This is a genomic window from Paracoccus sp. NSM (assembly GCF_052379855.1).
Classification (GTDB): domain Bacteria; phylum Pseudomonadota; class Alphaproteobacteria; order Rhodobacterales; family Rhodobacteraceae; genus Paracoccus.
In genome coordinates this window covers 19810-44197 of record NZ_JBQTCG010000014.1, presented here as the reverse complement: position 1 = coordinate 44197, position 24388 = coordinate 19810, and the positions used below count along the sequence as shown (strand labels likewise).

Sequence of the window (24388 nt, the reverse complement as noted above, 5' to 3'; positions counted from 1 at the left end):
TAAGGACACAACATGAAACTTTCTGGCGTCATGCCCGCCCTGGTCACGCCCTTCGACGCAAACGGCAAGATCGATTTTCAAGCCTTCAAGACCCATCTGACCAATCTGCGTGATGCTGGCGTCACGGGTTGGGTTCCCTGCGGGTCGTCCGGCGAATACAATCTCATGACCGACGAGGAACGCGACCAGGTCCTGAAATTCGTCAAGGACTTCGCCCGACCCGGCGAGATCCTGATCGCCGGGACCAACGCGCCATCGACCGCCGGCGTCATCGCGAACACCCTGCGCGCCAAGGAAATGGGCTACGACGCCGTTCTGCTGGCCACGCCCTTCTATACCAAGCCGACGCAGGCCGAGCTTGTCCAGCACTTCAGGACCGTGCTCGACGCGACCGACATGCCCATCGTCCTTTACAGCTATCCCGACAAGGATGGCGTCGAACTGGGCTGGGAGGTTCTGGATGCGCTTGCCGACGATCCGCGCATCATCGGCATCAAGGAAAGCTCGGGCTCGCTACAGCGCGCCATCGGCATCGCCACGCGCTACAAGAACCGGATTCAGCTGGTCTCGGGCTCGGACGACATCGCGCTCGACTTCATGCTCTGGGGCGCCGAGAGCTGGATCTGCGGACCCGCCAACTGCATGGCCAAAGCCGTGTGCGATCTGGACCGGACCTTCAAGTCGGGCGACCTGAAGAAGGCCAAGGACCAGATGGCGACGCTGTATACGGCCATGAACATCCTGGAATCCGGCAAGTTCGTGCAAAAGCTGAAATACGGCTGCGAGATCCAGGGCACGCCGGTCGGCGAATGCCGCTCGCCCCTCGGGCCGCTGACGGACGAGGAAAAGGCCGATTTCCGCAAGGCGATGGAACCGATCCTCGCCTGGTGAACAGCATGGCCGGGCGGATCGTCCGTCCGGCCCTTGGATCCATCAAGGAAAGACTTGGCATGACCATCGTCGTCGTTGGCGCAGGCATCATCGGAACGACCATCGCCTATGCCCTGCAAAAGCGCGGGCAGCGGGTGATCCTGCTGGACAAGGGGGATGTCGGGCGCGGGGCCTCGTTCGGGAACATGGCCTCGATCGCCGTCACCGAATTCATGCCGGCCTCGCGCCCGTCGGTCTGGCGGCAGATCCCCGGCTGGATGCTCGACCCGGAAGGTCCGGTCTGCGTGCGCCCTGCCTACATGCCGAAACTCATCCCGTGGTTCGCCCGCTTCGTTGCCGCCTCACGCCCCGGCAAGCTGCGCGCGCTCGAGGCGCAGGGTGCGGCCCTGTGCAAGCGTGTCTATGACGACCTTCTGCCGCTGCTGCGCGAAACCGGCCTTGAGCAAGAGCTGACCGACGAAGGGTGCCTGTCGCTTTACAAGGATGAGGCCGAGTTTCGCGCCGACCGCGAACATATCGAAATCCTCGAACGTTTCGACTTTCCGCATCAGCGCCTCACCGGGAACGAAGCACGCGAGCTGGAACCCGCCCTCTCCGACAGCATCGGCCTTGCGGTCATCTTCCCGCAGAACAGGTCCTTGCGCGACCCTCACCGACTGGTCGTCAAACTGGCCGAGGCGTTTCAGGCCATGGGCGGCAGGATCGAACGGGGCGATGTCTCGGGGTTCGAGCGGGGCGAGCGCATCACCGGCATTCGGCTGGCTGACGGCCGCAGCCTTGGCGCGAACGTGGTCGTCCTTTGCGCGGGCGCGCATACGGGTCGGCTGTCGAAGCTGCTGTCCGAGCCCATGCCGCTGGAAACCGAGCGTGGCTATCACACGCAGATCATGCAGCCGGGCATCTCGATGCGCCATTCGATCATCTGGCCCGCGCGCGCCTTCATGGTGACCCCGACGGCGGGCGGTATCCGCGTGGGCGGCACGGTAGAGATGGCGGGCCTTGACGCGCCGCCTGACTACCGCCGGGCAAAGATCACCGTGAAGCGCGCCTCCGAGGCGCTGCCGAAGTTGCGCTGCGCCGATGCGACAGAGTGGATGGGCCATCGCCCTGCGCTTCCCGACACGGTGCCGGTCATGTCGGCTTCGGCCAGGGTTCCGGGGGTCTACTATGCCACGGGTCACGGCCATCTGGGCGTGACCTATGCCGCGACCACGGCGCGGCTGATGGCCGACCTGATCACTGGCGCTACGCCCCCGGTCGATATGCGACCCTATCGCATCAACCGTTTCTGACGAAGGAGAAACCATGACCAAGAGGGTCTGCCCGATCACCGGCGGAGGGCGGGGCAACGGCACGGCAGTTGCGCGCGAGATGGCCAGCAGACGCTATCGGCTGGCCTTGATGTCACCGTCCGAAAACTGAGAGGCATTCATGAAACACCAAATGTTCATCGACGGCGCATATCGTGACGCGGCTTCGGGCGAGGTTTTTGACGTGATCGACCCGTCGACCCGCCAGGTCTTTGCGCAGGTCGCGCGTGGCGCCGCCGAGGATATCGACCGAGCCGTTCAGGCCGCGCGGCGTGCCTTCGACACCGGCCCCTGGCCGCGCATGTCGGGCGCCGCACGGGCCGATGTCCTTCGCCGGATGGGCGACATCATTGCCGAACGCCGGGACGAACTGGCCCGGATCGAGGTTCAGGATAACGGCAAGCCGCTGCCCGAGGCGAACTGGGATATCGACGATACCGCGGGCGTGTTCCATTTCTACGCCGATCTGGCCGCGCGGCTGGACACTTCGTCCGAGCAGGACATCCCCCTTGGGATGCAGGGCTTTGCATCAAAGGCGGTGAAAGAGCCGGTGGGCGTGGCGGGGGCGATCATCCCCTGGAATTTCCCGATGCTGATGGCGTCGTGGAAAGTGGCCCCTGCGCTGGCCGCGGGCTGCACCGTCGTCCTCAAGCCGTCCGAACTGACCCCCCTGACGGCGCTGGAACTGGGCGGGATCGCGAACGAGGCGGGCCTGCCCGCTGGCGTTCTGAACATCGTTCCGGGCTTCGGACCCGAGGCAGGCCAGCCCCTGACCGAACATCCCGGCGTGGACAAGCTGGCCTTCACGGGCTCGGTTCCGACCGGCGCCCGGATCATGGCGACGGCGGCGCGCGACATCAAGGCGATCAGCCTTGAGTTGGGCGGCAAGTCGCCTCTGGTCGTCTTCGCGGACACGCCCCTCGATGAGGCGGTGGAATGGATCATGTTCGGCATCTTCTGGAACCAGGGCGAGGTCTGCTCGGCCACCTCGCGCGTGTTGATCGAAGAGACGATCTACGAGCCGCTTCTGGCCCGGCTGGCCGAAGAGGCGCAGAAGATCCGCATCGGCCACGGTTTGCAGGAAGGCGTGCTGCTGGGACCGCTTGTCAGCCAGTCCCAGCACGAGAAGGTTCTTGATGCCATCGCCCGGGGCAAGACCGAAGCCCGGTTGGTCAGCGGCGGCGGCGTTCCCCAGGGGCTGGAGAACGGCTGCTATGTCGAGCCGACCATCTTTGCCGACATGGCCGAGGATGCCTGGATCTGGCGCGAAGAGATCTTCGGCCCCGTGGTCTGCGTCAAGCCGTTCCGCACCGAGGACGAGGCCGTCCGGATGGCCAATGATTCCCGGTTCGGGCTGGGCGCGGCGGTGATGTCCGCCGATCTCGACCGGGCCGAGCGCGTTGCCCGCGCCTTCCGCGCAGGGATCGTCTGGATCAACTGCTCGCAGCCCACCTTCACCGAGGCGCCATGGGGCGGCTACAAGCAATCCGGCATCGGGCGAGAGCTGGGCGAATGGGGGCTGAACAACTACCTCGAGACCAAGCAGATCACGAGCTATGACCGCGCAAAGCCCTGGGGATGGTATCTGAAATGAACTTCGAGCGTTCGCTGGACATTCTTCTTGTCCATTGCCAGGGCGAAAGCGGCAATGTGCTGATGAGCGGGGCGCCCGAGATCCCGGGCGCCACGATCCTCGACAAGATGAACCACCTCAACGACACCGACAACAGCCTTCGCCTGTTCGTCACGCGAGAGCCGCGCGCCCAGGTCGTCCACACGACGAACCTTCTGCTTGAACCGACCCGCCCCGATGCGGATGCGGCCTTCATCGTGCTTCAGCCGGACATGGCGCACCCGATGTCGGGGTCGAACTGCATCTGCGTCGTCACCGCGCTTCTGGAAACGGGTCGGGTCCCGATGGTCGAACCTGAAACGCTGGTGCGACTGGACACAGCGGCAGGCCTGATCACCGCCCGCGCCCATTGCGAGAACGGGCGCTGCCTGTCGGTCAGCCTGGACAACGTGCCCGCCTTCGTCTGGCAGCTGGACCAGCCTATCCTGACGCCGAAATGGGGCATCATCACGGGCGACATCGCCTTTGGCGGGGTTTTCTATGCGCAGATCGACGTGGGTCAGATCGGCCTGAAGATCCGCCCGGACCATGCCCGCGCGCTGGCCGAGGCGGGAACCGAGATCAAGGCGCTGCTTGCGGATCAGGTTCAGGTCCGGCACCCCGAGTTGCCCAGCCTCGACACGATCGCCTATGTGATGTTTCGCGACTACCAGCCCGACGGCTCGGTCGTGACTTGCACCACCTTGAAGCCCGGCCGCGTGGATCGTTCGCCCTGCGGCACCGGATCGTCGGCCAATCTTGCGATCCTGCACGCAAGGGGCCAGGCCCGCACGGGCGATGTCCGCACATCGCGCAGCATCATCGGCGGCACCTTCACCGCCGAGCTTCTGGGCGAGACCACGGTCGGCGGGCGTCCAGCCGTTCTGCCGCGCATCACCGGGCAGGGCTATGTCTTCGGGCGCCAGCAGTTGCGGCTGGATGATCGTGACCCCTTCGCCGCGGGTTTTGCCATGTCGGACACCTGGGGTCCGCAGGTGGGTGAGCTGTGAGACCCGCGCTGAAATAGCCGGAAAGGTCGCGGCGTTTGTCGCCTTCCTTGCCTCCTGGGCCGCGTTCAAGCGGCTCGGTGGTCGAAATGACGGGCGCGCGAGCCGTCGCCTGATATCGGGAGAAACCATCGTGAATCTTCAGCACAATGATCTGTCTCATGTGGTCGCCGCGGATCGGGCGCATGTCTGGCACCACCTGAGCCAGCACAAGCAATACGAGACCGCGGACCCGCGCGTGTTCGTCGAAGGCAGGGGAATGCGCCTTTGGGACACCAATGGTCGTGAATATCTTGATGCCGTCTCGGGTGGCGTCTGGACGGTCAATGTGGGCTATGGCCGCGAGAGCATCGCCGACGCCGTCCGCGACCAGCTGGTCAGGCTGAACTACTACGCCGGCGCGGCAGGAAACGTGCCGGCAGCGCAGTTCGCCAAGCGGTTGATCCAGAAGATGCCGGGGATGAGCCGGGTCTATTACTCGAACTCCGGCTCCGAGGCCAACGAGAAAGCCTACAAGATGGTCCGCCAGATCGCGGCTCGGCGCCATGGCGGGCGAAAGTGGAAGATCCTCTACCGCGACCGCGACTATCATGGCACCACCATCGGCACGCTTGCGACCTCGGGGCAGGATCAGCGGGCAGCGCAGTATGGGCCTTACCCCGACGGGTTTGTTCGGGTGCCGCATTGCCTGGAGTACCGGGCGCAATGGGACGTGGAAAACTACGGCCAGCGCGCGGCGGACGCCATCGAAGAGGTGATCCTGCGCGAGGGGCCCGACACCGTGGGCGCCATCGTGCTGGAGCCGATCACGGCCGGGGGCGGCGTCATCGTGCCACCCGAAGGCTACTGGCCGCGGGTTCAGGAGATCTGCCGCAAGTATGACATCCTCTTGCATATCGACGAAGTCGTCTGCGGTCTGGGCCGCACGGGCCGCTGGTTCGGCTACCAGCACTATGGCATCCAGCCTGACATCGTGACCATGGCGAAGGGCCTGGCGTCGGGTTACGCGGCGATCAGCTGCACAGTGACAACCGAAGCCGTCTTCGAGATGTTCAAGGACGACGCCAGCGACCCGATGGGCTACTTCCGGGACATCTCGACGTTTGGCGGCTGCACCGCAGGTCCGGTCGCCGCGCTCGAAAACATGCGCATCATCGAGGACGAGGGCCTGCTGGAAAACACGGTCGCCATGGGGGAACGCGTCCTCGGGAACCTGAGAGCGCTTCAGGAGCGGCATGCGGTGATCGGGGATGTCCGCGGCAAAGGCCTGTTCTGCGGGGCCGAGCTGGTGGCGGACCGCGCGACGAAGGAGCCGCTGGACGAGAGGTGCGTGCAGGCCGTGGTGGCCGACTGTCTGGCGCAAGGCGTCATTATCGGCGCGACCAACCGCAGCCTGCCCGGTTTCAACAATACGCTGTGCCTTTCGCCCGCCCTGATCGCGACAGCCCCTGACATCGACCGGATCACCGATGCCATTGATCGGGCGCTCACCAGGGTGATGGCGTGACGTCCCGAGCGGCGCGGGGCACCGCGCCGCTCTTTGCTCCGGGCGGGCGGGTCTAGGCCGTCCGGCGCATCGCGGTCAGGTTGACCCCGGTGGCGTAATTTTCCTTCATGAAGTCGAAGAAATTGTCGCGGAACTGGCGCGTATGGGCATGTGCCAGCGCGTCCGCGCGTTCGATGTCCTTCAGGCGGATCGCCTCGAGCATGTCATTATGTTCGTCGGTCAGCAGATAACCGTCGGTCGTGCGCTCGATGAACTCGAAGTGAAGGTGCAGCATCCGCCGCCCCTGCTTCAGCAACCGTTCGTAGAAGGATGCGATGTAGAGGTTCTTCCCGGCATGGGCGATGGCCATGTGGAACTGCATGTTCGCATGGGACATCTTCAGCCAGTCGCCCTGGTGCACCGCGGCTTCGAAGTCCTTCTGCCGCGCGGCGATCGCGGCGAGGTCCTGATCGCTGCGAAGTTCAGCCGCAAGGCGGTTGTTGAGCCGCTGCGCGACATCCAGAGCCTCGACATATTTCGGAAAGCTCAGCACATCGATCGGCGCCACGATGGTCGATCGGTTCTGAAGCGTCACCACAAGGTCCTCGCCGGCCAGCCATATCAACGCCTCGCGCACCGGCGAGCGCGACATGCCAAACCGTTCCGCAATGCTCGTCTCGTCCAGAAGCTGCCCGGGCTGCAGTTTCAGGCTGAGGATCTCGTCGTGAAGAGTATCGTAGATATGCCGCCAACCCGTTCCCTTGGCGCGTTTTGTCTGAGCGTCGTCTTCCATCTCTAGATGTGTCCTCTTGCCACGGGCCGCGACGTAAAGCACGCGCTTGGACATGTATAGCGGCATGCCGGTTTGTTGTCGACACGCGGCCGTCAGGCTTTGCCCTTGCGGTCGGAACTCAGCTGGCGATCCGCAGGCTCATGAACAGGCCTTGCAGGCTGGCGACCAGATCGCGCCGGTTTGCCCCGGGATTGCAGGCGGCGCGTCCGGCGATGCCGTCGATGAGCGCGTGGATGAGGTAGCTCATGCTGGTCGCGTCATGGCTTTCGGGAAGTAGTCCCGCGGCGATATCGCGCCTGAGTGCGGCCTCGAGAGCCGCGCCCAGCCGTTCGTCGGCGGCGCGGAAGGCCTCGGCGACCAACGGATTGCGAAGGGCCTCGGCCGTGAACTCGATCCTGAGCCGCGCCAGCAGGTCGTCGGTCTGCCAGGTGATGATGGTCTCGGCCCAACGTGTCAGCGTGTCGATCAGATCCGCTTCGCCCTCGATGGCATCGGCAAGCTGCCCCAGATCCTGCGCGTCCAGCTGCGCGAGGGCCAGGATGATGTCGTCCTTGCTGGCGAAATAACGGTAGAGGGCGCCGGGACTGATCGCGGCCGCCTCGCAGATGTCCTTCATCGTCGTCTGATGCACGCCCTTTGTCGCGAACAGCTGCATGGCGGCGTCCAGCACGGTCTCTTGACGGGCTTTTCTGCGTTCCGGGTCAGGCGGGCGACCGGCCATGAGCACTCCTTAAGCTGCGATGTCCTCACGGAATAATTGTTGACGACGGCGCTTGCAATAATTATGCGAACGAGCATTCGCTAAATGTGAGACCCCTCATGCGTAACTTGCTTTTCGTCCCGATGGCGCTGTTTCTGGCCGGTGCCGCGCAGTCGGAGGAGGCGGCCCCGACCTCGCCGCGCCCACCATTGACCGTCGCGGCGGTCAGCGCTGAACATGGGGCGGTCACACAATGGCTGTTCGCCGAAGGGGTCGCGCAAGCGGCGCGCAAGGAGTTCCTGCAGTTCCGCCAGGCCGGCAGGGTCATCGAGATCCCGCAGGACGATGATGGACGCGAACTGCGGGCGGGAAGCCGGGTCACCGCAGGCACGGTCCTGGCGCGACTACCGCGCCACGGGACACTATCGCCTTGAGGCGTAACTTGCCGCGTAAGCGGATGCCCTAATGCTGGCGAACGGCGAGGGGCGCGCTGCCTCTGCCCTATACTTAGGCGCAGTCTTGTGCCGGGCCCAGTCTGCGCGAGTGGGCGGTGCATCCCAGACAACGGTTGGCAGGCCCAGAAGACTGCTTTGAACGGCTTTAAAAGCCCGGGATCAGATGGAACTGTATCTGCTGGGAATATCTCTGACCTGTCATGCAAGAATTCGTGTCACGCTAGACAAACCGCTATTCGGCGGCGATGGGGGTCGCGCGGGCCAGAAGCGCGCGCAGTTCGGGGCGGCAGGACCCGCAATTCGTGCCGGCCCCAAGCGCCGCGCCGATGGCCTCGACGCTCTGCAGCCCGTCTCGGGCAATGGCGCGGGTGATCGTGTTCACGCCGATCTCGAAACAGGCGCAGAGGATCGCGCCGCGATCGGGTGCCGCTACGCCCGGATGACCTGCGAGGATCGCGGGATCGGGGCGGGTCAGGCTGTCCCCCAGATGCGCGCGCGACAGCCGCACGGGCTGGTCCGAGACGAACAGCGCCGCGACCAGCCCCTGATCGTCGGACAGCGCCGCGCGGTAAAGGCCACGCCCCAGGTCGGACAGCGTCATGTCGGGCGCCGCACCGAACCAGTCGCGGAATTGCGCGGTCCAGTCGGCAGGGGTGGTCGCGCCCGCCATCTCGAACTGGCGGCCGCCGGGGATGGTCGCGCCTGCCCAGTAATCGCAGCCCGGCGCCATGTCGCGGCGTGTGACGCAATAGCCGAACCACGCGGCCCTGAAGGGACGCACCGCGACCTGCATCGCCTTGCTGGCCGGCTGGCCCGAGACAAGGTCGGTCCGCGCCGCGACCAATGCATCGATCCGCCCGGCCGAGGCGGTTTCCCCGGTCCAGTGGATCGGCGCAAAGGGATGGCCCGGCGCGACCGAGGTCGAGGGCAGGACCCGCAGGATCGCGCGGCCCAGATCGGATGTGACCTCGGCCAGTCCGGCCGGGGTCAGGTCCAGCTGCGCCATGTCCTCGGGGTGGATCTCCAGATAGGGTTCGGCCAGATGGCGCGAGAGGCGCGGCGAAAGGCCCGTCCGTGTCATCGTGTGCCATTGGTCGCGGGTGCGGCCGGTGTTCAGCGTCAGCTTGCCTGGGATGCGCGCGGGCATCGCGGCGGCGACCGGCACCATTCGGGCGCGCCCGTCCGGGGTGTGGAACCGCCCCGTGCCGAAAAAGCGTCCCCCCCGTTGCGCCGGGCCTTGCGGCCAGTGCGTGGGGGCCAGCGTCTCGTAGTCGCGCACCCCCAGATCCGAGATGTCGAAATCGCTGCCCAGCCCGCCCGCAACGCCCGACAAGGCGGCGTGTTCGGCAAAGATCTGCGCGGGGCTGGTCCAGTCAAAGCCCTGAAAGCCCATCCTGCGGGCCACCTGAGCGATCTGCCACCAATCGGGCCGCGCCTGCCCCGGTGCGGGCAAGGCGGCGCGCTGGCGGCTGATCATGCGTTCGGAATTCGTGACGGTCCCGTCCTTTTCGCCCCAGCCCGTCGCGGGCAGCAGCACATGGGCCAGCCGCGCCGTATCGGTATCGGCTCGGATGTCGCTGACCGCGACGAAGTCGCAGCCCGCGATGGCGCGGGCGACGCCGTCGGCATCCGGCATGGTCGCGGCGGGGTTCGTGTGCAGGATCCACAGCGCCTTGATGCGGCCCTGTTCGACGGCGCGAAACATGTCCACGGCCTTGAGGCCGGGGTGCTCGGCCATGCGCGGGGCGTTCCAGAAGCTCTGGACGGCGGCGCGATGGGCATGATTTTCCAGGTCGAGGTGACAGGCCAGCATGTTGGCAAGGCCGCCGACCTCGCGCCCGCCCATCGCATTGGGCTGGCCGGTGACGCTGAACGGCCCCATGCCGGGGCGGCCTATGCGGCCTGTCGCAAGGTGGCAGTTGAGGATGGCGTTCACCTTGTCCGTGCCGGTGTCGGATTGGTTGATCCCCTGCGAATAGACCGTGACGGTGCGTTCCGTCCGCGCCCAGAGGTCCAGGAAGGCGGCAAGATCGGCGGCGGGCAGCCCGGTGTCGCAGGCGCGGCTGGCACGCGCCGCTGTCAGCGCGGCGTCCAGACCCGCGACATGCGGCAGGAAATCCGCGCTCATCGCCCCTTGGTCGAACAGGTGGCACAGAAGCAGGTTGAAGAGATGCCCGTCCGCGCCCGGCGCCAGCGCCAGATGCAGGTCGGCGCCCTCGCAGGTCGCGGTGCGGCGGGGGTCTATGACCACGATCCGCATCTGGGGCCGCGCCGCGCGGGCGGCCATCAGGCGTTGGTGCAGGACCGGATGGCACCAGGCGAGGTTCGACCCCGTCAGCACGACCAGATCGGCCTGCTCCAGATCCTCGTAGAGGCCGGGCACGGTGTCGCTGCCGAAGGCCCGCCTGTGCCCCGCCACGGACGAGGCCATGCACAGGCGTGAATTCGTGTCGATATTGGCGCTGCCGACGAAGCCCTTCATCAGTTTGTTGGCGACATAGTAATCCTCGGTCAGCAACTGTCCCGAGACATACATCGCCACCGAATCCGGGCCGTGATCGCGGATCGCGGCGGAAAAGCGCGCAGCGATCAGGTCAAGCGCGCTGTCCCATGTCGCATCATCGCCGTCGATGCGGGGGCTCAGCAGGCGGCCTGCCAGCCCAACCGTCTCGCCCAGGGCCGAGCCCTTGACGCAGAGCCGCCCCCGGTTCGCCGGATGGTCGGGGTCGCCCTTGACCGACAGCCCCCCTTTCCCGTCGGCTGTCGCCAGAACCCCGCAGCCGACGCCGCAATAGGGGCAGGTCGTCCGCACCTTCATGCCGCGCGCCGGATCAGACGGATGTCCAGCAGGATGCGGCCTTCCTGCACCCGCACGGGATAGGTGGCGACCGTGCCCTTGTCGGCGCCCTGGGCAAGGCCTGTCTGCATGTCGAAGACCCAGTTGTGCAGGGGACAGGTCACCTGCGTGCCATGCACGATGCCCTCGGACAGGGGGCCGCCCTTGTGCGGGCAGCGGTCGTCCAGCGCAAAGACCCGGTCGTCGGCGGTGCGGAAGATGGCCACGCAGCCATGCGGCGTGCGGACCACCCGCGCGCCTTGCGGCGGAATGTCCGAGAGGGCGGCGATGTCGATCATGGTCATTGGCTGGCCCCTCTCATTCAGCGGCGCGAAGTGTCAGGTCGGCGACGGGGGACCATTCCGCCGGGCGGGCGGCGTGATCGGCCCAGGGATCGGTCTGATAGATGGATTGCGACAGCGCAAAGCGCGCGACCAGCGCGGCGCGGGTCGCCGGGTCGGCCACCTGCTCGCGGCACCAGTCAAGGCCCACCTTGTCCACCCATTTGTAGATCCGGTGCAGATAGCGGGCGTTCTCGCGGTAAAGTTGCACGAAGGCGGCGATGACGTCGCAGACCTCGTCCTCGGTCGGCACGGTCAGCAGGGGGACCGTCTCGCGCACGTCCATTCCGGCTGCACCCGCGACGCTGATCTGGAAACCGCTGTCCACGCAGACGATGCCGATGTCCTTGCAGGTCGCCTCGGCGCAGTTGCGGGGGCAGCCCGAGACGCCCAGCTTGACCTTGGCCGGGGTCCACGACCCCCAGAGCAGCTTTTCCAGCCGGATGCCAAGCCCGGTGCTGTCTTGCGTGCCGAAGCGGCAGAATTGCTGGCCAACGCAGGTTTTGACAGTGCGCAGGCCCTTGGCATAGGCGTGGCCTGACACCATGCCCGCCGCGTTCAGGTCGGACCAGATCGCGGGCAGATCCTCTTTCCGTACACCCAGCAGGTCGATGCGCTGGCCGCCCGTCACCTTGACCATCGGCACGTTGTAGCGATCGGCGGCGTCCGCGATGGCGCGCAGCTCGGCGGGGGTGGTGACGCCGCCCCACATGCGGGGGACCACGGAATAGGTGCCGTCCTTCTGGATATTTGCGTGGTTCCTTTCATTGACGAAGCGGCTTTGGCGGTCGTCGCGATAATCCAACGGCCAGTCGGCCAGCAGATAGTAGTTCAGCGCCGGGCGGCAGGAGGCGCAGCCGCCGGTGCTGCGCCAGCCCAGTTCCTGCATGACCGCCGGGATGGACTTGAGGCCCATCGACTTGATCAGACGGCGCACGTCCTCATGCGTGTGGTCGGTGCATTTGCACATGGGCGGGTTGGCATTGGCGGCAAAGCCGTCGCCGAGGGTCAGGGCCATGACCTGTTCCACCAGCCCGGTGCAGGTCCCGCAGGAGGCGCTGGCCTTGGTAAGGCCGCGCACTGCGTCCAGCGTGTTCGCGCCGCCCTCGATGGCGCGGGTGATCTGTCCCTTGCAGACGCCGTTGCAGCCGCAGATCTCCGCCTCAGGCGGCAAGGCTGCAACGGCTGCCAGAGGGTCCGCTTGGGCGCCTCCGGCGAAGGCGGGGCCGAAGATGAGGGTGTCGCGATCCGCCGTAACGTCGGCCCCGCTGCGGATCTTGTCGAAGAACCACGCCCCGTCGGCGGTGTCGCCATACATGACCGCGCCGATCAGGCGCTCGCCTTCCAGGATCAGGCGCTTGTAGATGCCCCGGCCGGGGTCGCGAAAGACGATGTCCTCGCGGCCCGGCGCATCCGCGAAATCGCCCGCGCTGAACAGGTTGCAGCCGGTGACCTTCAGCTTGGTCGCGGTCTGGACGGGCCTGAAGGCGGCGGGCGCGCCGGCCAGCGTCGCGGCCAGCACGCGGGCCTGGTCGTAGAGCGGCGCGACGAGGCCGAAGAGCTGGCCGTCATGCTCGACGCATTCGCCAAGCGCGTAGATGGCGGGGTCGCTGGTCTGAAGCTGGTCGTTCACGGTGATGCCGCGGGCGACCTCCAGCCCCGCGTCGTTCGCCAGCCGCGTCTCGGGGCGGATGCCGACGGCCATGCAGACCAGATCGGCGGGGTAGACGGTGCCGTCCTCCAGCAGGACGGCCTCGACGCGGTCCTCGCCGAGGATTGCCTTGGTCGCGCCCTTGCAGTGGATGCGGATGCCGCGCTTTTCCAGGTCCTTTTGCAGCAGGTAGCCGGCGGCGGGGTCCAGCTGACGCTCCATCAGGTGGCCCATCAGGTGGATCACCGTCACCTCGGCCCCCCGCGCGGCCATGCCTGCGGCAGCCTCAAGCCCCAGAAGCCCGCCGCCGATGACGACCGCACGCGCGCCGGGGCGCGAGGCGGCGATCATCGCGCTGGTGTCCTCGAGGTCGCGGTAGCTGACGACGCCGGGCAGCTTGTGGCCCGGAACCGGGATGATGAACGGGGCCGAGCCGGTGGCGATGACCAGCGCGTCGTAATCGACCGGCCCGTTCCGGCCGTGAACGACCTGCGCCTGCCGGTCGATGGCGGTCACGCTTTCGCCGAAACGGCAGGTGACGCCATGAGCGCGATACCAGCTCTCGTCATGGGTGACGATCTGCTCATAGGTCTTTTCGCCCGACAGGACCGGCGACAGCATCAGGCGGTTGTAGTTTCCGCGCGGCTCGGCGTTGAACAGGGTGACATCGAAAGCGCCGGGGGCGGCCTCGAACAGATGCTCCAGCATCCGGCCCGAGGCCATGCCCGCGCCAATGACGACAAGGTTCTTTGTCATGGGCTTACTCCGCCGCTTCCACGAAGCGATGACGTTCGTAGAGGAAGCGCAGCACGGCCTCGCGTGCGCGCACATAGTCGGGGTGGCTGGCCAGCCGGATGCGGTCGCGGGGGCGGTCCAGCGGCACTTCGAGCACCTCGCCCACGGTGGCGGCGGGACCGTTGGTCAGCATCACGATGCGGTCGGCCAGCAGGACGGCCTCATCAACATCGTGGGTGATCATGATCATCGTGTTGCCAAGGCGGGCGTGGATCTCCATCACGGCGTCCTGAAGATGGGCGCGGGTCAGGGCGTCCAGCGCGCCGAAGGGTTCGTCCAGCAGCAGGATCTTGGGCTCCATCGCCAAGGCGCGGGCGATGCCGACGCGCTGCTTCATGCCGCCCGAGATTTCGCCGGGGCGCTTGTCGGCGGCATGGCTCATCTGCACGAGGTCCAGGTTCTGCATGATCCAGTCATGGCGCTCGGCCTTGGACTTCGAGGAACCAAAGACCTTCTGCACGCCCATCTTCACGTTGTCATAGACGCTGAGCCAGGGCAGCAGCGAGTGGTTCTGGAACACCACGGCGCGGTCGGGGCCGGGGGCGTTCACCTCTCGTCCCTCGAGGATGATGCCGCCGGTCGTGACCTCGGTCAGGCCCGCGATCATGTTCAGCAGCGTGGATTTCCCGCAGCCCGAATGACCGATCACGGACACGAATTCGCCCTTGGCGATGTCCAGCCGCACGTCCTGCAGCACGACGTTCTCGCGTCCGCCCGAGGCCGGGAATGATTTCGCGACGCGGTCGATTTTAAGATAGCTCATGGCGTTTCCCCTCAGACCGTGGTGCCGCGGCTGACCTTGGCGCCGATGAACGCGACCAGGCGGTCCAGCGCAAAGCCGGTGGCGCCGATGTAGAGCAGCGCGACGAAGATGTCGGTCAGCATGGAGCTGTTCCACGCGTCCCAGATGAAGAAGCCGATGCCCACGCCGCCGGTCAGCATCTCGGCCGCGACGATGGCCAGCCAGGCCAGCCCGACGCCGATCCGCAGGCCCGAAAAGATGTAGGGGGCGGCGGCGGGGACCATGATCTTCCAGAAGAACTCGATCTGGTTCAGGCGCAGGACGGCGGCGACGTTGCGGTAATCCTGCGGGATGGCGCGGACCCCTGCGGCGGTGTTGATGATGATCGGCCAGATCGCGGTGATGAAGATCACGAAGATGGCCGAGGGGCGGCTGTCCATGAAGGCCGCCAGGCTGATCGGCAGCCAGGCCAGCGGCGGCACGGTCCGCAGCACCTGGAACAGCGGATCGACCCCGCGCATCAGCCAGGCCGATTGCCCGATCACCGCGCCGACCAGCACCCCCACGCCTGCGGCAAGGCCAAAGCCGATCGCCACGCGCTCCAGCGAGGTCAGGACGCGCCAGCCAAGGCCCATGTCCTGACTGCCCGCGACATAGAACGGATCAAGGATCAGGTCGCCCGATTGCCGCCAGATTTCCAGCGGCGAGGGCAGCGACGCGCCGCCCCCCGACAGAAGCAGCTGCCACAGACCCAGCAGCGCCAGCGTGACCAGGAGCGGCGGCAGCGCGTTGGACATCGCCGCCCGCGCCATCCGCGCCGCGCGCGCGGCAAAGGGCGAGGGGGCGCGGCGCGGGATCGACAGGACCTTGCCCTTGGGCCGTGCGGCGGGCTTCGGGGGCAGTTTCAATGCGGTGACGGTCATTTCGGTTCCCTTACGCCATGGCCTTGATGGAATGGGCGGCCAGATAGGCCTCGGTGTCGGCGGGATCGAAGCTGACGCCGTCGAAGAAGGTCTCGATCCCGCGGCTGTCGCCCTTGTCCGAGACATCGAGGCCAAGCGCCGCCGCTGCTTCGATCCACAGGTCCGAGCGGTTCGTGCGGTCGATCAGCGCCGCCGTGTCCAGATCGCCCGGCAGATAGCCCCACCGCTTGTTTTCGGTGATGAACCAGCTGTCCAGCGACTTCCACGGAAAGGACGTGCTGCCATTCTCGCCCCAGAAGCGCATGGCCAGATCGGTGCGGTTTTCCTGACGGCCATTGCCGTAATTGATCTCGCCCTTGATGCGGGCGGCGATGTCGGCGACGGGCACGTTGTACCATTGGCGGCGCGACAGGATCTGCGCCATCTCGTCCTTGTTGGCGTCATCCTCGCACCACATCTGGGCCTCCATCATCGCCATCAGGATGGCGCGGGTGGCGTTGGGGTTGGCGTCCACCCAGTCGGCCCGCATCCCCAGCACCTTTTCGGGGTGGTTCAGCCAAAGCTCCCCGGTGGTGCAGGCGGTGAAGCCGATGGCCTGGTTCACCAGTTGTTCGTTCCACGGCTCGCCTACGCAGAAGGCTTCCATGTTGCCGACCTTCATGTTGGCGACCATCTGCGGCGGCGGCACGACGATCAGGTCGCAATCCTTGGTCGGGTCGATGCCCGCTGCGGCCAGCCAGTAGCGCATCCACAGGTCATGCGTGCCGCCTGGGAAGGTCATCGCCACGGGGATTTCCTGCTCTGCGGCGCGGCGGGCGGCCCAGATCTCTTTCAGGGGGCCTGCGTCCAGACCCACGCCGCTATCGGCATAGGCCTGCGTGACCGAGATGCCCTGGCATTGTTCGTTCAGGCTCAGCAGGTTGTACATCGGCAGCGGTTGGTTGTTCTGCATCACGCTGCCCGTGGAATAGAGATGCACCTTGGGCCGCAGGATATGGCCGCCATCAATGCCGCCGCCCGCGCTGCCCAGGGCCATGTTATCGCGCGTGGCACCCCAGCTGGCCTGTTTCTCGATCTTCATGCCGGTCAGGCCGTGCTTTTCGTAAAAGCCCTTTTCCAGCGCGATGATCAGGGGCGCGCTGTCGGTCAGCGCAATATAGCCAAGTGTGGCGCCCGCGACCTCGGGGGTGGGGGTCGATGCCCAGGCACCACCCGGCAGGGCAAGGCGCGCGGCGGCGGCGGTGGCCGCGACCGAGGCGGCGGATTTCAGGAAGGAACGGCGGTTCGGCGCGAAGCGGGTCATCTGGCTGTCCTTTGGCGCGGCCCGGATGGGGGCTGGGATGACGGGAACGGCAGAAGGCCACCAGAGGCGCCCCTTCTCGGGGTCAGCGACAGGTGGCGACATTGCCGGGTCTGAATGGGGAACCGCATCCTTGCGGTGTGGAAAGCCGGGGCGCCGTTGCCTCGGGCTTTCATTCAATCTGCCGGGCGGGGTGCCGGGCGGTCAAGGTTAAGGTGCCCGATTTTCGCCGCGTCGCAGCAAATGCCGCGCGCAAGGGCGCGATGCCCGCATTTTCAGCGCGACAGGAACGCGGGATCGAAGGTCTGGCCATCGAAGAACGCATCCGGTCCCAGAATCATCTGCCCCTTTTCGCTGGCCACCGGGGTCGGGTGACGCATCGCGCCCTCGACCCGGGCCGAGGCGCCGGGCATGTCCGCCCCCGCCGCGCGCAGGTGCTGGCGGTAAAGGTCGGTGCGGAAACAGGCGGGTGCCTCGCGCATGGCGCGGTCGGGGTCCAGCCCGTGGGCCAGAGCGATCTCGCGTGCCATCATCGCGGCGATGCTGCGCCACGGGAAATTCGCGCCCCCCTCGTGAAAGCGGATGAAATCGGGATAGGTCCGTACCTCGCCCTGGGGGGTGACGTGCAGGCGGCCCAGAAGGCCCCGTTCGGTCAGTTCGGGGGCAAGGTTCAGGTAGTCGGGCCGCGACACGATCTCGGCCGCCGTGCCGCGATGGCCGGCATCGTCCAGCCAGCGGCAGGCCCGCCAGACGGCACGCATCAGGGCGCCCGTCGCCTCGGGGCGGGCTTGGGCGAAGTCGCGCGTGACGACCAGCCCCTTTTCGGGCGGCGCGCCCCAGATCGCCCGCCCGGCCAGCAGCAGCGACCCCGCCGCCGTCTCGACGCCATAAGAGGCCCAGGGTTCGCCCACGCAATAGGCGTCAACCTCGCCCGAGGCCAACGCGGCGGCCATCATCGGGGGCGGCACGGTATGGACCGACAGCCCCGGCGCCAGCGCCGATCCCGCCAGCCAGTGCCGCACCAGATGCGACTGGGTCGAGAAGGTGAAAGGCACGCCCACTCGCAGCGATGGCCCGGCCACCGCCTCCAGTGCCTGCCGCGCCGCGACCGGATCGGCAAAGCCGAAATCATGCCCGATGTCGCGCAGCCTTTCCGCCAGCGCGGCGCTGACCGCGACCGCCTGGCCCCCCTGCGAGATGAACATCAGCAGATCAAAGCGCGGATAATCCGGCCCCAGCCCAAGCGTCTGCGCGACGGGCATCGGCACCAGCATATGCGCCGCGTCCACCGCGCCCGTTCCCAGCATGTCGCGGCTCTGCGCCCAGCCCTGAAGGCGGATCAGGTCCAGCGCCAGACCTTCCTCGGCGGCAAAGCCCAGCTCGTGCGCGATGATCAGGGGTGCCGCGTCGGTCAGCGGCACATAGCCCAGCCTCAGGGGGGTCGCGCTCATGTCAGAAGCCCCGCCGCCATGACCAGTTGCTGCGCGATATCAGCCACGCGGCGGCCCTGGTCCATCGCGGTCTTGCGCAACAGCGCATAGGCCTGTTCCTCGTCGATGCCGCGCGCCTTCATCAGGATCGCCTTGGCGCGGTCGATGATCTTGCGTTCCTCCAGCGCGGCGCGGGTGGCGGCCAGTTCGGTCCGCATCTTCTGGAACATGTGGAACCGCGCGATGGCGGCATCCAGGATGGGCTTGATCCGGTCGGGTTGCAGCCCGTCCACCACATAGGCCGAGACGCCCGCCTCGATCGCGGCGCGGGTCAGCTGCTCGTCCGAGCGGTCCACGAACATCGCCACCGGCCGGTCCATCGGTCCCGAGGCGAAGGCCAGTTCCTCCAGCACGTCGCGCGAGGGGTTGGCGATATCGATCAGCACGATGTCAGGCTTGAGTTCGGTGATCCGCCGCGCCAGCCCGGTTTCTTCCGAGATGACGGCGATCTGATGCCCTTCGGCGCCCCCAAGACCATCGACGATCCGCAGGGCGCGTTCCCGGTCGCGTTCGACCACGATGATGGAGAGCTTCGGCATGCCTTCCGTCTAAGCGGATGAGCGGCGCGACGGCAGAACGATCGGCCTCTCCGGCGGCCGGAAGCGCGGCTTCGGGGCCTCGCTGCCCGTGGACGCGGCAAGGGGCGCCGGGGTGCCGGTTTTTCGGGCAATTCACGGTGCGCTCGGGCGGTCACGATTCGTGCCTTGATGCGGGCCGAGGGTGGATGCGGCGATTTGGCCCGCCGTCCCGGATTTTGCCCGAGGCGCTCTGGAAAGCCCGGAAAATTCAGGCTAGACGGGCTGCCCGGCGGGTCGCGCCCGCACGTTGCCATCCGCGAAATCACCCGGCCCACCACACCAGATATTGACACCGGGTTAACGCTGCAGTCTATATGATGTGGCATCGCATCCACGGCTCGCGCTACGGTAGAAACGGTTCAGCCCGTCGAAATCCCCGTTTCCACGGGGTTTTCGCCCCGGTCAGCGCAGGGTCACGAGGGTCGCGATTGCACGACATCACAAGGACCGGGCGACGGGTCCGGGGGCTGCAAGCCCCTCCCGCGCCTCTGACAGGAAAGCGAGCAGGGCATGACCATCATCGTTTACAGCAAACCCGCCTGCGTGCAGTGCACCGCCACCACCCGCGCACTGGATGCCCGTGGGCTGGATTACGACGTGATCGACCTGACCCAGGACGACGAGGCCATGGCCCGCGTGACCGAGCTTGGCTATCGGCAGGCCCCCGTCGTCATCGCCGGGGAATCGCATTGGGCGGGCTTCCGCCCCGACATGATCAGCGCGCTGGCCTGATCGCCGCGATGGCGGGGTTGGTCTATTTATCGTCTGGCTCGGGGAACACCGCGCGGTTCGTGCAGGCGCTTGGCCTGCCCGCCGACCGCATCCCGATCCGCGAGGGGCAGCCCATGCCCGCGCCCACGGCGCCCTATGTGCTGATCTGCCCGACCTATGCCGATGGCGAGGGTCGGGGCGCGGTCCCCAAGCAGGTGATCCGCTTTCTGAACGACCCCGCCCGCCGCGCCCTGATCCGGGGTGTCATCGGGGCGGGCAACCGCAATTTCGGGTCGACCTATGCCCTGTCGGCCCGGATCATCGCAGAAAAATGCCGCGTCCCGGTGCTGGCCACGTTCGAACTGGCCGGGACCCAAACCGATATTGCCCGCATCCGTGACGGGCTGACCCTGTTCTGGAGAGAGCCATGCTTGACGCCGTGAAGCCCGACCTCGACTACCACGCGCTGAACGCGATGCTGAACCTCTATGACGGGGACGGCAAGATCCGCTTTGATGCGGACCGCATGGCCGCGCGGCAGTATTTCCTGCAGCACGTGAACCAGAACACGGTCTTCTTCCACTCGCTGGACGAGAAGCTCGATTACCTTGTGGACGAGGGCTATTACGAGGCCGAGGTGCTGGCGCAATACCCGCGCGAGTTCCTGCACGCGATCTGGGCCGCCGCCTTCAAGCGCAAGTTCCGCTTTCCGACCTTCCTTGGCGCGTTCAAGTATTACACCAGCTACACGCTGAAGACCCGCGATGGTCAGCGTTACCTCGAACGCTACGAGGATCGCGTGGTGATGGTCGCGCTGACGCTGGCGCGCGGCGATCAGGCGCTGGCGATGCGCTTCATGGAAGAGATGCTGTCGGGCCGTTTCCAGCCCGCCACGCCGACCTTCCTGAACGCGGGCAAGAAATCGCGCGGCGAGCTGATTTCCTGTTTCCTCCTGCGGATCGAGGACAACATGGAATCCATCGGCCGCGCCATCAACTCGTCGCTGCAATTGTCCAAGCGCGGCGGCGGCGTGGCGCTGATGCTGACCAACATCCGCGAGGCCGGCGCGCCGATCAAGGGGATCGAGAACCAGTCCTCGGGCGTCATTCCGGTGATGAAACTGCTCGAGGACAGCTTCAGCTACGCCAACCAGCTGGGCGCGCGGCAGGGCGCGGGGGCGGTCTATCTCAACGCCCACCACCCCGACATCCTGCGCTTTCTGGACACCAAGCGCGAGAACGCGGACGAGAAGATCCGCATCAAGACGCTGTCGCTTGGCGTGGTGATCCCCGACGTCACCTTTGAACTGGCCAAGAAGAACGAGGATATGTACCTGTTCTCGCCCCATGACGTGCAGAAGGTCTATGGCGTGCCCTTCTCGGAAATCTCGGTCAGCGAGAAGTATCACGAGATGGTCGAGGACAAGCGCATCAAGAAGAAGAAGATCAACGCCCGCGCCTTCTTCCAGACGCTGGCCGAGATCCAGTTCGAGAGCGGCTATCCCTACATCATGTTCGAAGACACCGTGAACCGCGCGAACCCCATCGCGGGCCGGATCACCATGTCGAACCTGTGTTCGGAAATCCTGCAAGTGGCCGAGGCCTCCGAGTTCAACGAGGATCTGGGCTATGCCAAGATGGGCACGGACATTTCGTGCAACCTCGGTTCGCTGAACATCGCGCAGACGATGGACGGTCCCGATTTCGGCGAGACGGTCGAGACCGCGATCCGCGCCCTGACCGCTGTCAGCGAGATGTCCGCAATTGACGCGGTGCCGTCGATCCGGCGCGGCAATGACGAGGCCCATGCCGTCGGTCTGGGCCAGATGAACCTGCACGGGTTCCTGGCGCGCGAACGCATCCATTACGACAGCCCCGAGGCGGTCGAGTTCACCAGCGTCTATTTCGCGGCGATCACCTATCACGCGATCCGCGCCTCGAACGCGCTGGCGCGCGAGAAGGGGACGACCTTCAAGGATTTCGACAAGTCGCGCTATGCCGACGGCACGTTCTTCGACAAATACGTGACCCGCGACTGGCTGCCCGAGCGGGCCGAAGTCGCGCGGCTGTTCGAGGGTATCACCCTGCCGACGCGCGAGGATTGGGCCGCGCTGCGCGAGGCGGTGATGAAGAACGGGCTTTACAACCGCAACCTTCAGGCCGTGCCGCCGACGGGTTCGATCAGCTATATCAACAACTCGACCAGCTCGATCCATCCGATCGTGTCGAAGATCGAGATCCGGAAAGAGGGCAAGATCGGCCGCGTCTATTACCCCGCGCCCTTCATGTCGAACGAGAACCTGGAATATTACCGCGACGCCTACGAGATCGGGCCGGACGCGATCATCGACGTCTATGCGGCGGCGACCGAGCATGTGGACCAGGGCCTGTCGCTGACGCTGTTCTTCCCGGCCGAGGCCACGACGCGCGACATCAACCGCGCGCAGATCAAGGCGTGGAAATCGGGGATCAAGACGATCTACTACATCCGCCTGCGCCAGGCCGCGCTGGAGGGGACCGAGGTTCAGGGCTGCGTCAGCTGCTCTTTGTGATTGGCCGAGGACCGGGGGCCAGCCCCCGGACCCCCGGGATATTTGGATGAAGAAGAAGGGTTTGTGCGATGCGTGACATGGTGACGGGCGCGGCCCGCGCGATCAACTGGAACCGGCTGGAGGACGAGAAGGACCTGGAGGTCTGGAACCGCCTGACGGTGAATTTCTGGCTGCCCGAGAAGGTGCCGCTGTCGAATGACGTGCAAAGCTGGGCGACGCTGCGCCCGGCCGAGCGTGAGCTGACGATCCGGGTCTTTACCGGGCTGACCATGCTGGACACGATCCAGAGCAGCCTGGGCGCGCCTGCGCTGATGGGCGATGCGATCACCCCGCATGAGGAGGCGGTCTTGTCCAACATCGCCTTTATGGAGGCGGTGCATGCGCGGTCCTATTCGTCGATCTTCTCGACGCTGTGTTCGACGCCCGAGGTGGATGACGCCTTCCGCTGGTCCGAGGAGAACCCGCATCTGCAGCAGAAGGCGCGGCTGATCCTGGAGGAGTATCAGGCGGGCGCCGATCCGCTGAAGCGCAAGATCGCCAGCGTGTTCCTGGAAAGCTTCATGTTCTATTCGGGCTTCTACCTGCCGATGTACTGGTCGAGCCGGGCGAAGCTGACGAACACGGCCGACCTGATCCGTCTGATCATCCGCGACGAGGCCGTGCATGGCTATTATGTCGGCTACAAGTTCCAGCGGGGTCTGGAGCGCGTGACCGAGGCCGAGCGGGCGGCGCTGAAGGATTTCGCGTTCTCGCTGATGTTCGACCTCTACGAGGTCGAGAGCCGCTATACCGAGCAGCTTTATGACGGGATCGGCCTGACCGAGGACGTGAAGGCTTTCCTGCATTACAACGCCAACAAGGCGCTGCAGAACCTTGGCTACGAGGCGCTGTTCCCGCCTGCCGCCTGCGAGGTGAACCCCGCGATCATGGCCGCCCTGTCGCCGGACAGCGAGAACCATGACTTCTTCTCGGGTTCGGGGTCGTCCTATGTGATCGGAAAGACCGTCGCCACCCAGGACGAGGACTGGGATTTCTGAGACGGAACGGGGCGCCTGCGGGCGCCCCTTTTCATGCGGCCAGACCGCCCTGCGGTGGATCGACTGCAAAGCCCAGCCGGGCCACCGTGCCGCCCTGAGGATGGCGGTTCAGCGACAATTCGCCGTTCAGTGCCGTTGCGAATTGCCGCGCCACGATGAGGCCCAGGCTGTCCGAGCGTTCCAGCGCGAAGCCCTCGGGCAGGCCCGGGCCGCGGTCGCGGATTTCCAGCGTGGCGGCGGTTCGGCCCTGGCCCGCCGGGCCGTTCACCTTGAGGCGCGCCGTGACGTGGTTCACGCGGCCCTCGGCCGCCGCGTGTTCGATCGCGTTCATCACCAGTTCGCTGGCGATGAGACCCAAGGGCACGGCGCTGTCATGGGGCAGGGGCAGGCTGTCGGCGCTGAAATCCAGCTGCACGTCGCCCGCGCCCGCGACCTCGACCACATCGGCCAAGACGTCGCGCAGGTAGTCGGCGGCGTCCAGATCCTGCATATCGGGCGCGTGCAGGCGCCGTTGCAGCAGCGAGATCGACCGGATGCGCGATTGCGCCGCCATCAGGGCGTGCCGCGCCGTTTCGTCGGTGATCTGCTGGCTTTGCAGCCTCAGGAGCGCCGCCACCGTCGAGAGGTTGTTCGAGATCCGGTGCTGAAGCTCCGAGAACATCAGGCTGCGGGCCTGTGCCAGATGGCTGGCCCGCGCCTCGGCCCGTATGCGCTGCCACAGCGCGCGGCGCGCGGCGGTGATGAAGATGACCTCGGTCCCGATGATCAGCGCGTAGAAGCCGAGGGCCAGGATCGAGCCGGGATCGAGCGTCAGCCTGCCGACCGGCTCGATGAAAGAATGCAGCGCGATCACGCCGCAGACGACGCCCACCACCACGCCCGAACGCAGCGACGACAGGACCAGGGTCAGCATCACCGCCGGAAAGAAGGTCAGGAACGGAAAGCCGGGCGGCAGGATGTCGTTCAGCGCGTGGCGCAGCCCGGTCGAAACGGCGATGGCCGACAGCGCGAACGTGATCTCGTAGCGCGGACTGCGCCGCGCCATCAGGGCCGCACCAAGGGCCCGCATGAAACGCCCCGACCGTTCCGGTCTGGCACTGGTCACCATCTGGCCCGCCATTGCATCGCCCCCTTCGAGTCAGCGCAGGTATTTGGCCATTTACTCGTGGTTTGGTATCA

The 24388-nt window shown here is 66.3% G+C and carries 21 protein-coding genes; 10 read left to right on the top strand and 11 right to left on the bottom strand.

The window, feature by feature from the left end; genetic code table 11:
• Positions 1-12 precede the first annotated feature (12 nt).
• The 5 genes from ACTZWU_RS15180 to tpa all read left to right on the top strand — a co-directional run bounded on the left by ACTZWU_RS15180 (position 13) and on the right by tpa (position 6327).
• Positions 13-891, top strand: coding sequence for a dihydrodipicolinate synthase family protein (locus ACTZWU_RS15180; protein ID WP_444738205.1), 879 nt, complete (start codon positions 13-15; stop codon positions 889-891).
• A 59-nt stretch (positions 892-950) separates the two neighbouring features.
• On the top strand, positions 951-2183 hold the full coding sequence (locus ACTZWU_RS15175; RefSeq protein ID WP_444738204.1) for an NAD(P)/FAD-dependent oxidoreductase: 1233 nt from the start codon (positions 951-953) through the stop codon (positions 2181-2183).
• Positions 2184-2322: 139 nt separating this feature from the next.
• Positions 2323-3795: an aldehyde dehydrogenase family protein gene (locus ACTZWU_RS15170; RefSeq protein ID WP_444738203.1), complete on the top strand. Its 1473-nt coding sequence runs from the start codon at positions 2323-2325 to the stop codon at positions 3793-3795.
• The gene (locus tag ACTZWU_RS15165) at positions 3780-4823 is read left to right on the top strand and encodes a proline racemase family protein (protein ID WP_444738202.1); all 1044 of its coding nucleotides are present in this window, start codon (positions 3780-3782) and stop codon (positions 4821-4823) included. The genes ACTZWU_RS15170 and ACTZWU_RS15165 overlap by 16 nt, the downstream gene beginning before the upstream one ends.
• A 127-nt stretch (positions 4824-4950) precedes the next feature.
• Positions 4951-6327, top strand: a complete 1377-nt coding sequence (gene tpa, locus ACTZWU_RS15160) for a hypotaurine--pyruvate aminotransferase Tpa (protein ID WP_444738212.1) — start codon at positions 4951-4953, stop codon at positions 6325-6327.
• Between the two features lie 52 nt (positions 6328-6379).
• Here tpa and ACTZWU_RS15155 read toward each other — a convergent pair whose 3' ends face one another.
• Positions 6380-7099 carry a GntR family transcriptional regulator gene (locus ACTZWU_RS15155; protein ID WP_444738201.1) on the bottom strand — a complete coding sequence of 240 codons (720 nt, stop codon included), beginning with the start codon at positions 7097-7099 and terminating at the stop codon, positions 6380-6382.
• A 118-nt stretch (positions 7100-7217) separates the two neighbouring features.
• Entirely contained in the window at positions 7218-7820 is a 603-nt protein-coding gene (locus tag ACTZWU_RS15150; protein WP_444738200.1) for a TetR/AcrR family transcriptional regulator, read from the bottom strand.
• A 98-nt stretch (positions 7821-7918) separates the two neighbouring features.
• Between ACTZWU_RS15150 and ACTZWU_RS15145 the strand changes: the two genes are divergently transcribed.
• Entirely contained in the window at positions 7919-8233 is a 315-nt protein-coding gene (locus ACTZWU_RS15145) for a hypothetical protein (protein ID WP_444738199.1), read from the top strand.
• Positions 8234-8486: 253 nt separating this feature from the next.
• Here ACTZWU_RS15145 and ACTZWU_RS15140 read toward each other — a convergent pair whose 3' ends face one another.
• From ACTZWU_RS15140 to ACTZWU_RS15105, 8 genes are all read right to left on the bottom strand, one after another.
• The gene (locus tag ACTZWU_RS15140; protein WP_444738198.1) at positions 8487-11072 is read right to left on the bottom strand and encodes a molybdopterin-dependent oxidoreductase; all 2586 of its coding nucleotides are present in this window, start codon (positions 11070-11072) and stop codon (positions 8487-8489) included.
• Positions 11069-11395 carry a nitrite reductase small subunit NirD gene (gene nirD / locus ACTZWU_RS15135; RefSeq protein WP_444738197.1) on the bottom strand — a complete coding sequence of 109 codons (327 nt, stop codon included), beginning with the start codon at positions 11393-11395 and terminating at the stop codon, positions 11069-11071. Before nirD ends, ACTZWU_RS15140 begins: the two co-directional genes overlap by 4 nt.
• Before the next feature lie 13 nt (positions 11396-11408).
• Positions 11409-13838 (bottom strand): nitrite reductase large subunit NirB, encoded by a 2430-nt coding sequence (gene nirB, locus ACTZWU_RS15130; protein WP_444738196.1) that lies wholly within the window; start codon positions 13836-13838, stop codon positions 11409-11411.
• Positions 13839-13842: 4 nt separating this feature from the next.
• Positions 13843-14640 carry an ABC transporter ATP-binding protein gene (locus ACTZWU_RS15125; protein ID WP_444738195.1) on the bottom strand — a complete coding sequence of 266 codons (798 nt, stop codon included), beginning with the start codon at positions 14638-14640 and terminating at the stop codon, positions 13843-13845.
• A gap of 11 nt (positions 14641-14651) precedes the next feature.
• The gene (gene ntrB / locus ACTZWU_RS15120; RefSeq protein WP_444738194.1) at positions 14652-15542 is read right to left on the bottom strand and encodes a nitrate ABC transporter permease; all 891 of its coding nucleotides are present in this window, start codon (positions 15540-15542) and stop codon (positions 14652-14654) included.
• A 10-nt stretch (positions 15543-15552) separates the two neighbouring features.
• The gene (locus ACTZWU_RS15115) at positions 15553-16845 is read right to left on the bottom strand and encodes a CmpA/NrtA family ABC transporter substrate-binding protein (protein WP_444738193.1); all 1293 of its coding nucleotides are present in this window, start codon (positions 16843-16845) and stop codon (positions 15553-15555) included.
• Positions 16846-17117: 272 nt separating this feature from the next.
• On the bottom strand, positions 17118-18293 hold the full coding sequence (locus ACTZWU_RS15110; protein ID WP_444738192.1) for an ABC transporter substrate-binding protein: 1176 nt from the start codon (positions 18291-18293) through the stop codon (positions 17118-17120).
• Entirely contained in the window at positions 18290-18871 is a 582-nt protein-coding gene (locus ACTZWU_RS15105; RefSeq protein ID WP_444738191.1) for an ANTAR domain-containing response regulator, read from the bottom strand. The genes ACTZWU_RS15110 and ACTZWU_RS15105 overlap by 4 nt, the downstream gene beginning before the upstream one ends.
• A 549-nt stretch (positions 18872-19420) precedes the next feature.
• Between ACTZWU_RS15105 and nrdH the strand changes: the two genes are divergently transcribed.
• From nrdH to nrdF, 4 genes are all read left to right on the top strand, one after another.
• Positions 19421-19642, top strand: coding sequence for a glutaredoxin-like protein NrdH (nrdH, locus tag ACTZWU_RS15100; RefSeq protein WP_444738190.1), 222 nt, complete (start codon positions 19421-19423; stop codon positions 19640-19642).
• A gap of 8 nt (positions 19643-19650) precedes the next feature.
• Positions 19651-20064 carry a class Ib ribonucleoside-diphosphate reductase assembly flavoprotein NrdI gene (gene nrdI, locus ACTZWU_RS15095; RefSeq protein WP_444738189.1) on the top strand — a complete coding sequence of 138 codons (414 nt, stop codon included), beginning with the start codon at positions 19651-19653 and terminating at the stop codon, positions 20062-20064.
• The gene (gene nrdE, locus ACTZWU_RS15090) at positions 20049-22172 is read left to right on the top strand and encodes a class 1b ribonucleoside-diphosphate reductase subunit alpha (RefSeq protein WP_444738188.1); all 2124 of its coding nucleotides are present in this window, start codon (positions 20049-20051) and stop codon (positions 22170-22172) included. The genes nrdI and nrdE overlap by 16 nt, the downstream gene beginning before the upstream one ends.
• 68 nt (positions 22173-22240) lie before the next feature.
• Positions 22241-23209 carry a class 1b ribonucleoside-diphosphate reductase subunit beta gene (nrdF, locus tag ACTZWU_RS15085; protein ID WP_444738187.1) on the top strand — a complete coding sequence of 323 codons (969 nt, stop codon included), beginning with the start codon at positions 22241-22243 and terminating at the stop codon, positions 23207-23209.
• Positions 23210-23240: 31 nt separating this feature from the next.
• On the opposite strand, the gene ACTZWU_RS15080 is transcribed toward nrdF, so the two are convergent.
• Complete coding sequence (locus tag ACTZWU_RS15080; RefSeq protein WP_444738186.1) at positions 23241-24329, bottom strand: sensor histidine kinase; 1089 nt, start codon at positions 24327-24329, stop codon at positions 23241-23243.
• Positions 24330-24388 lie beyond the last annotated feature (59 nt).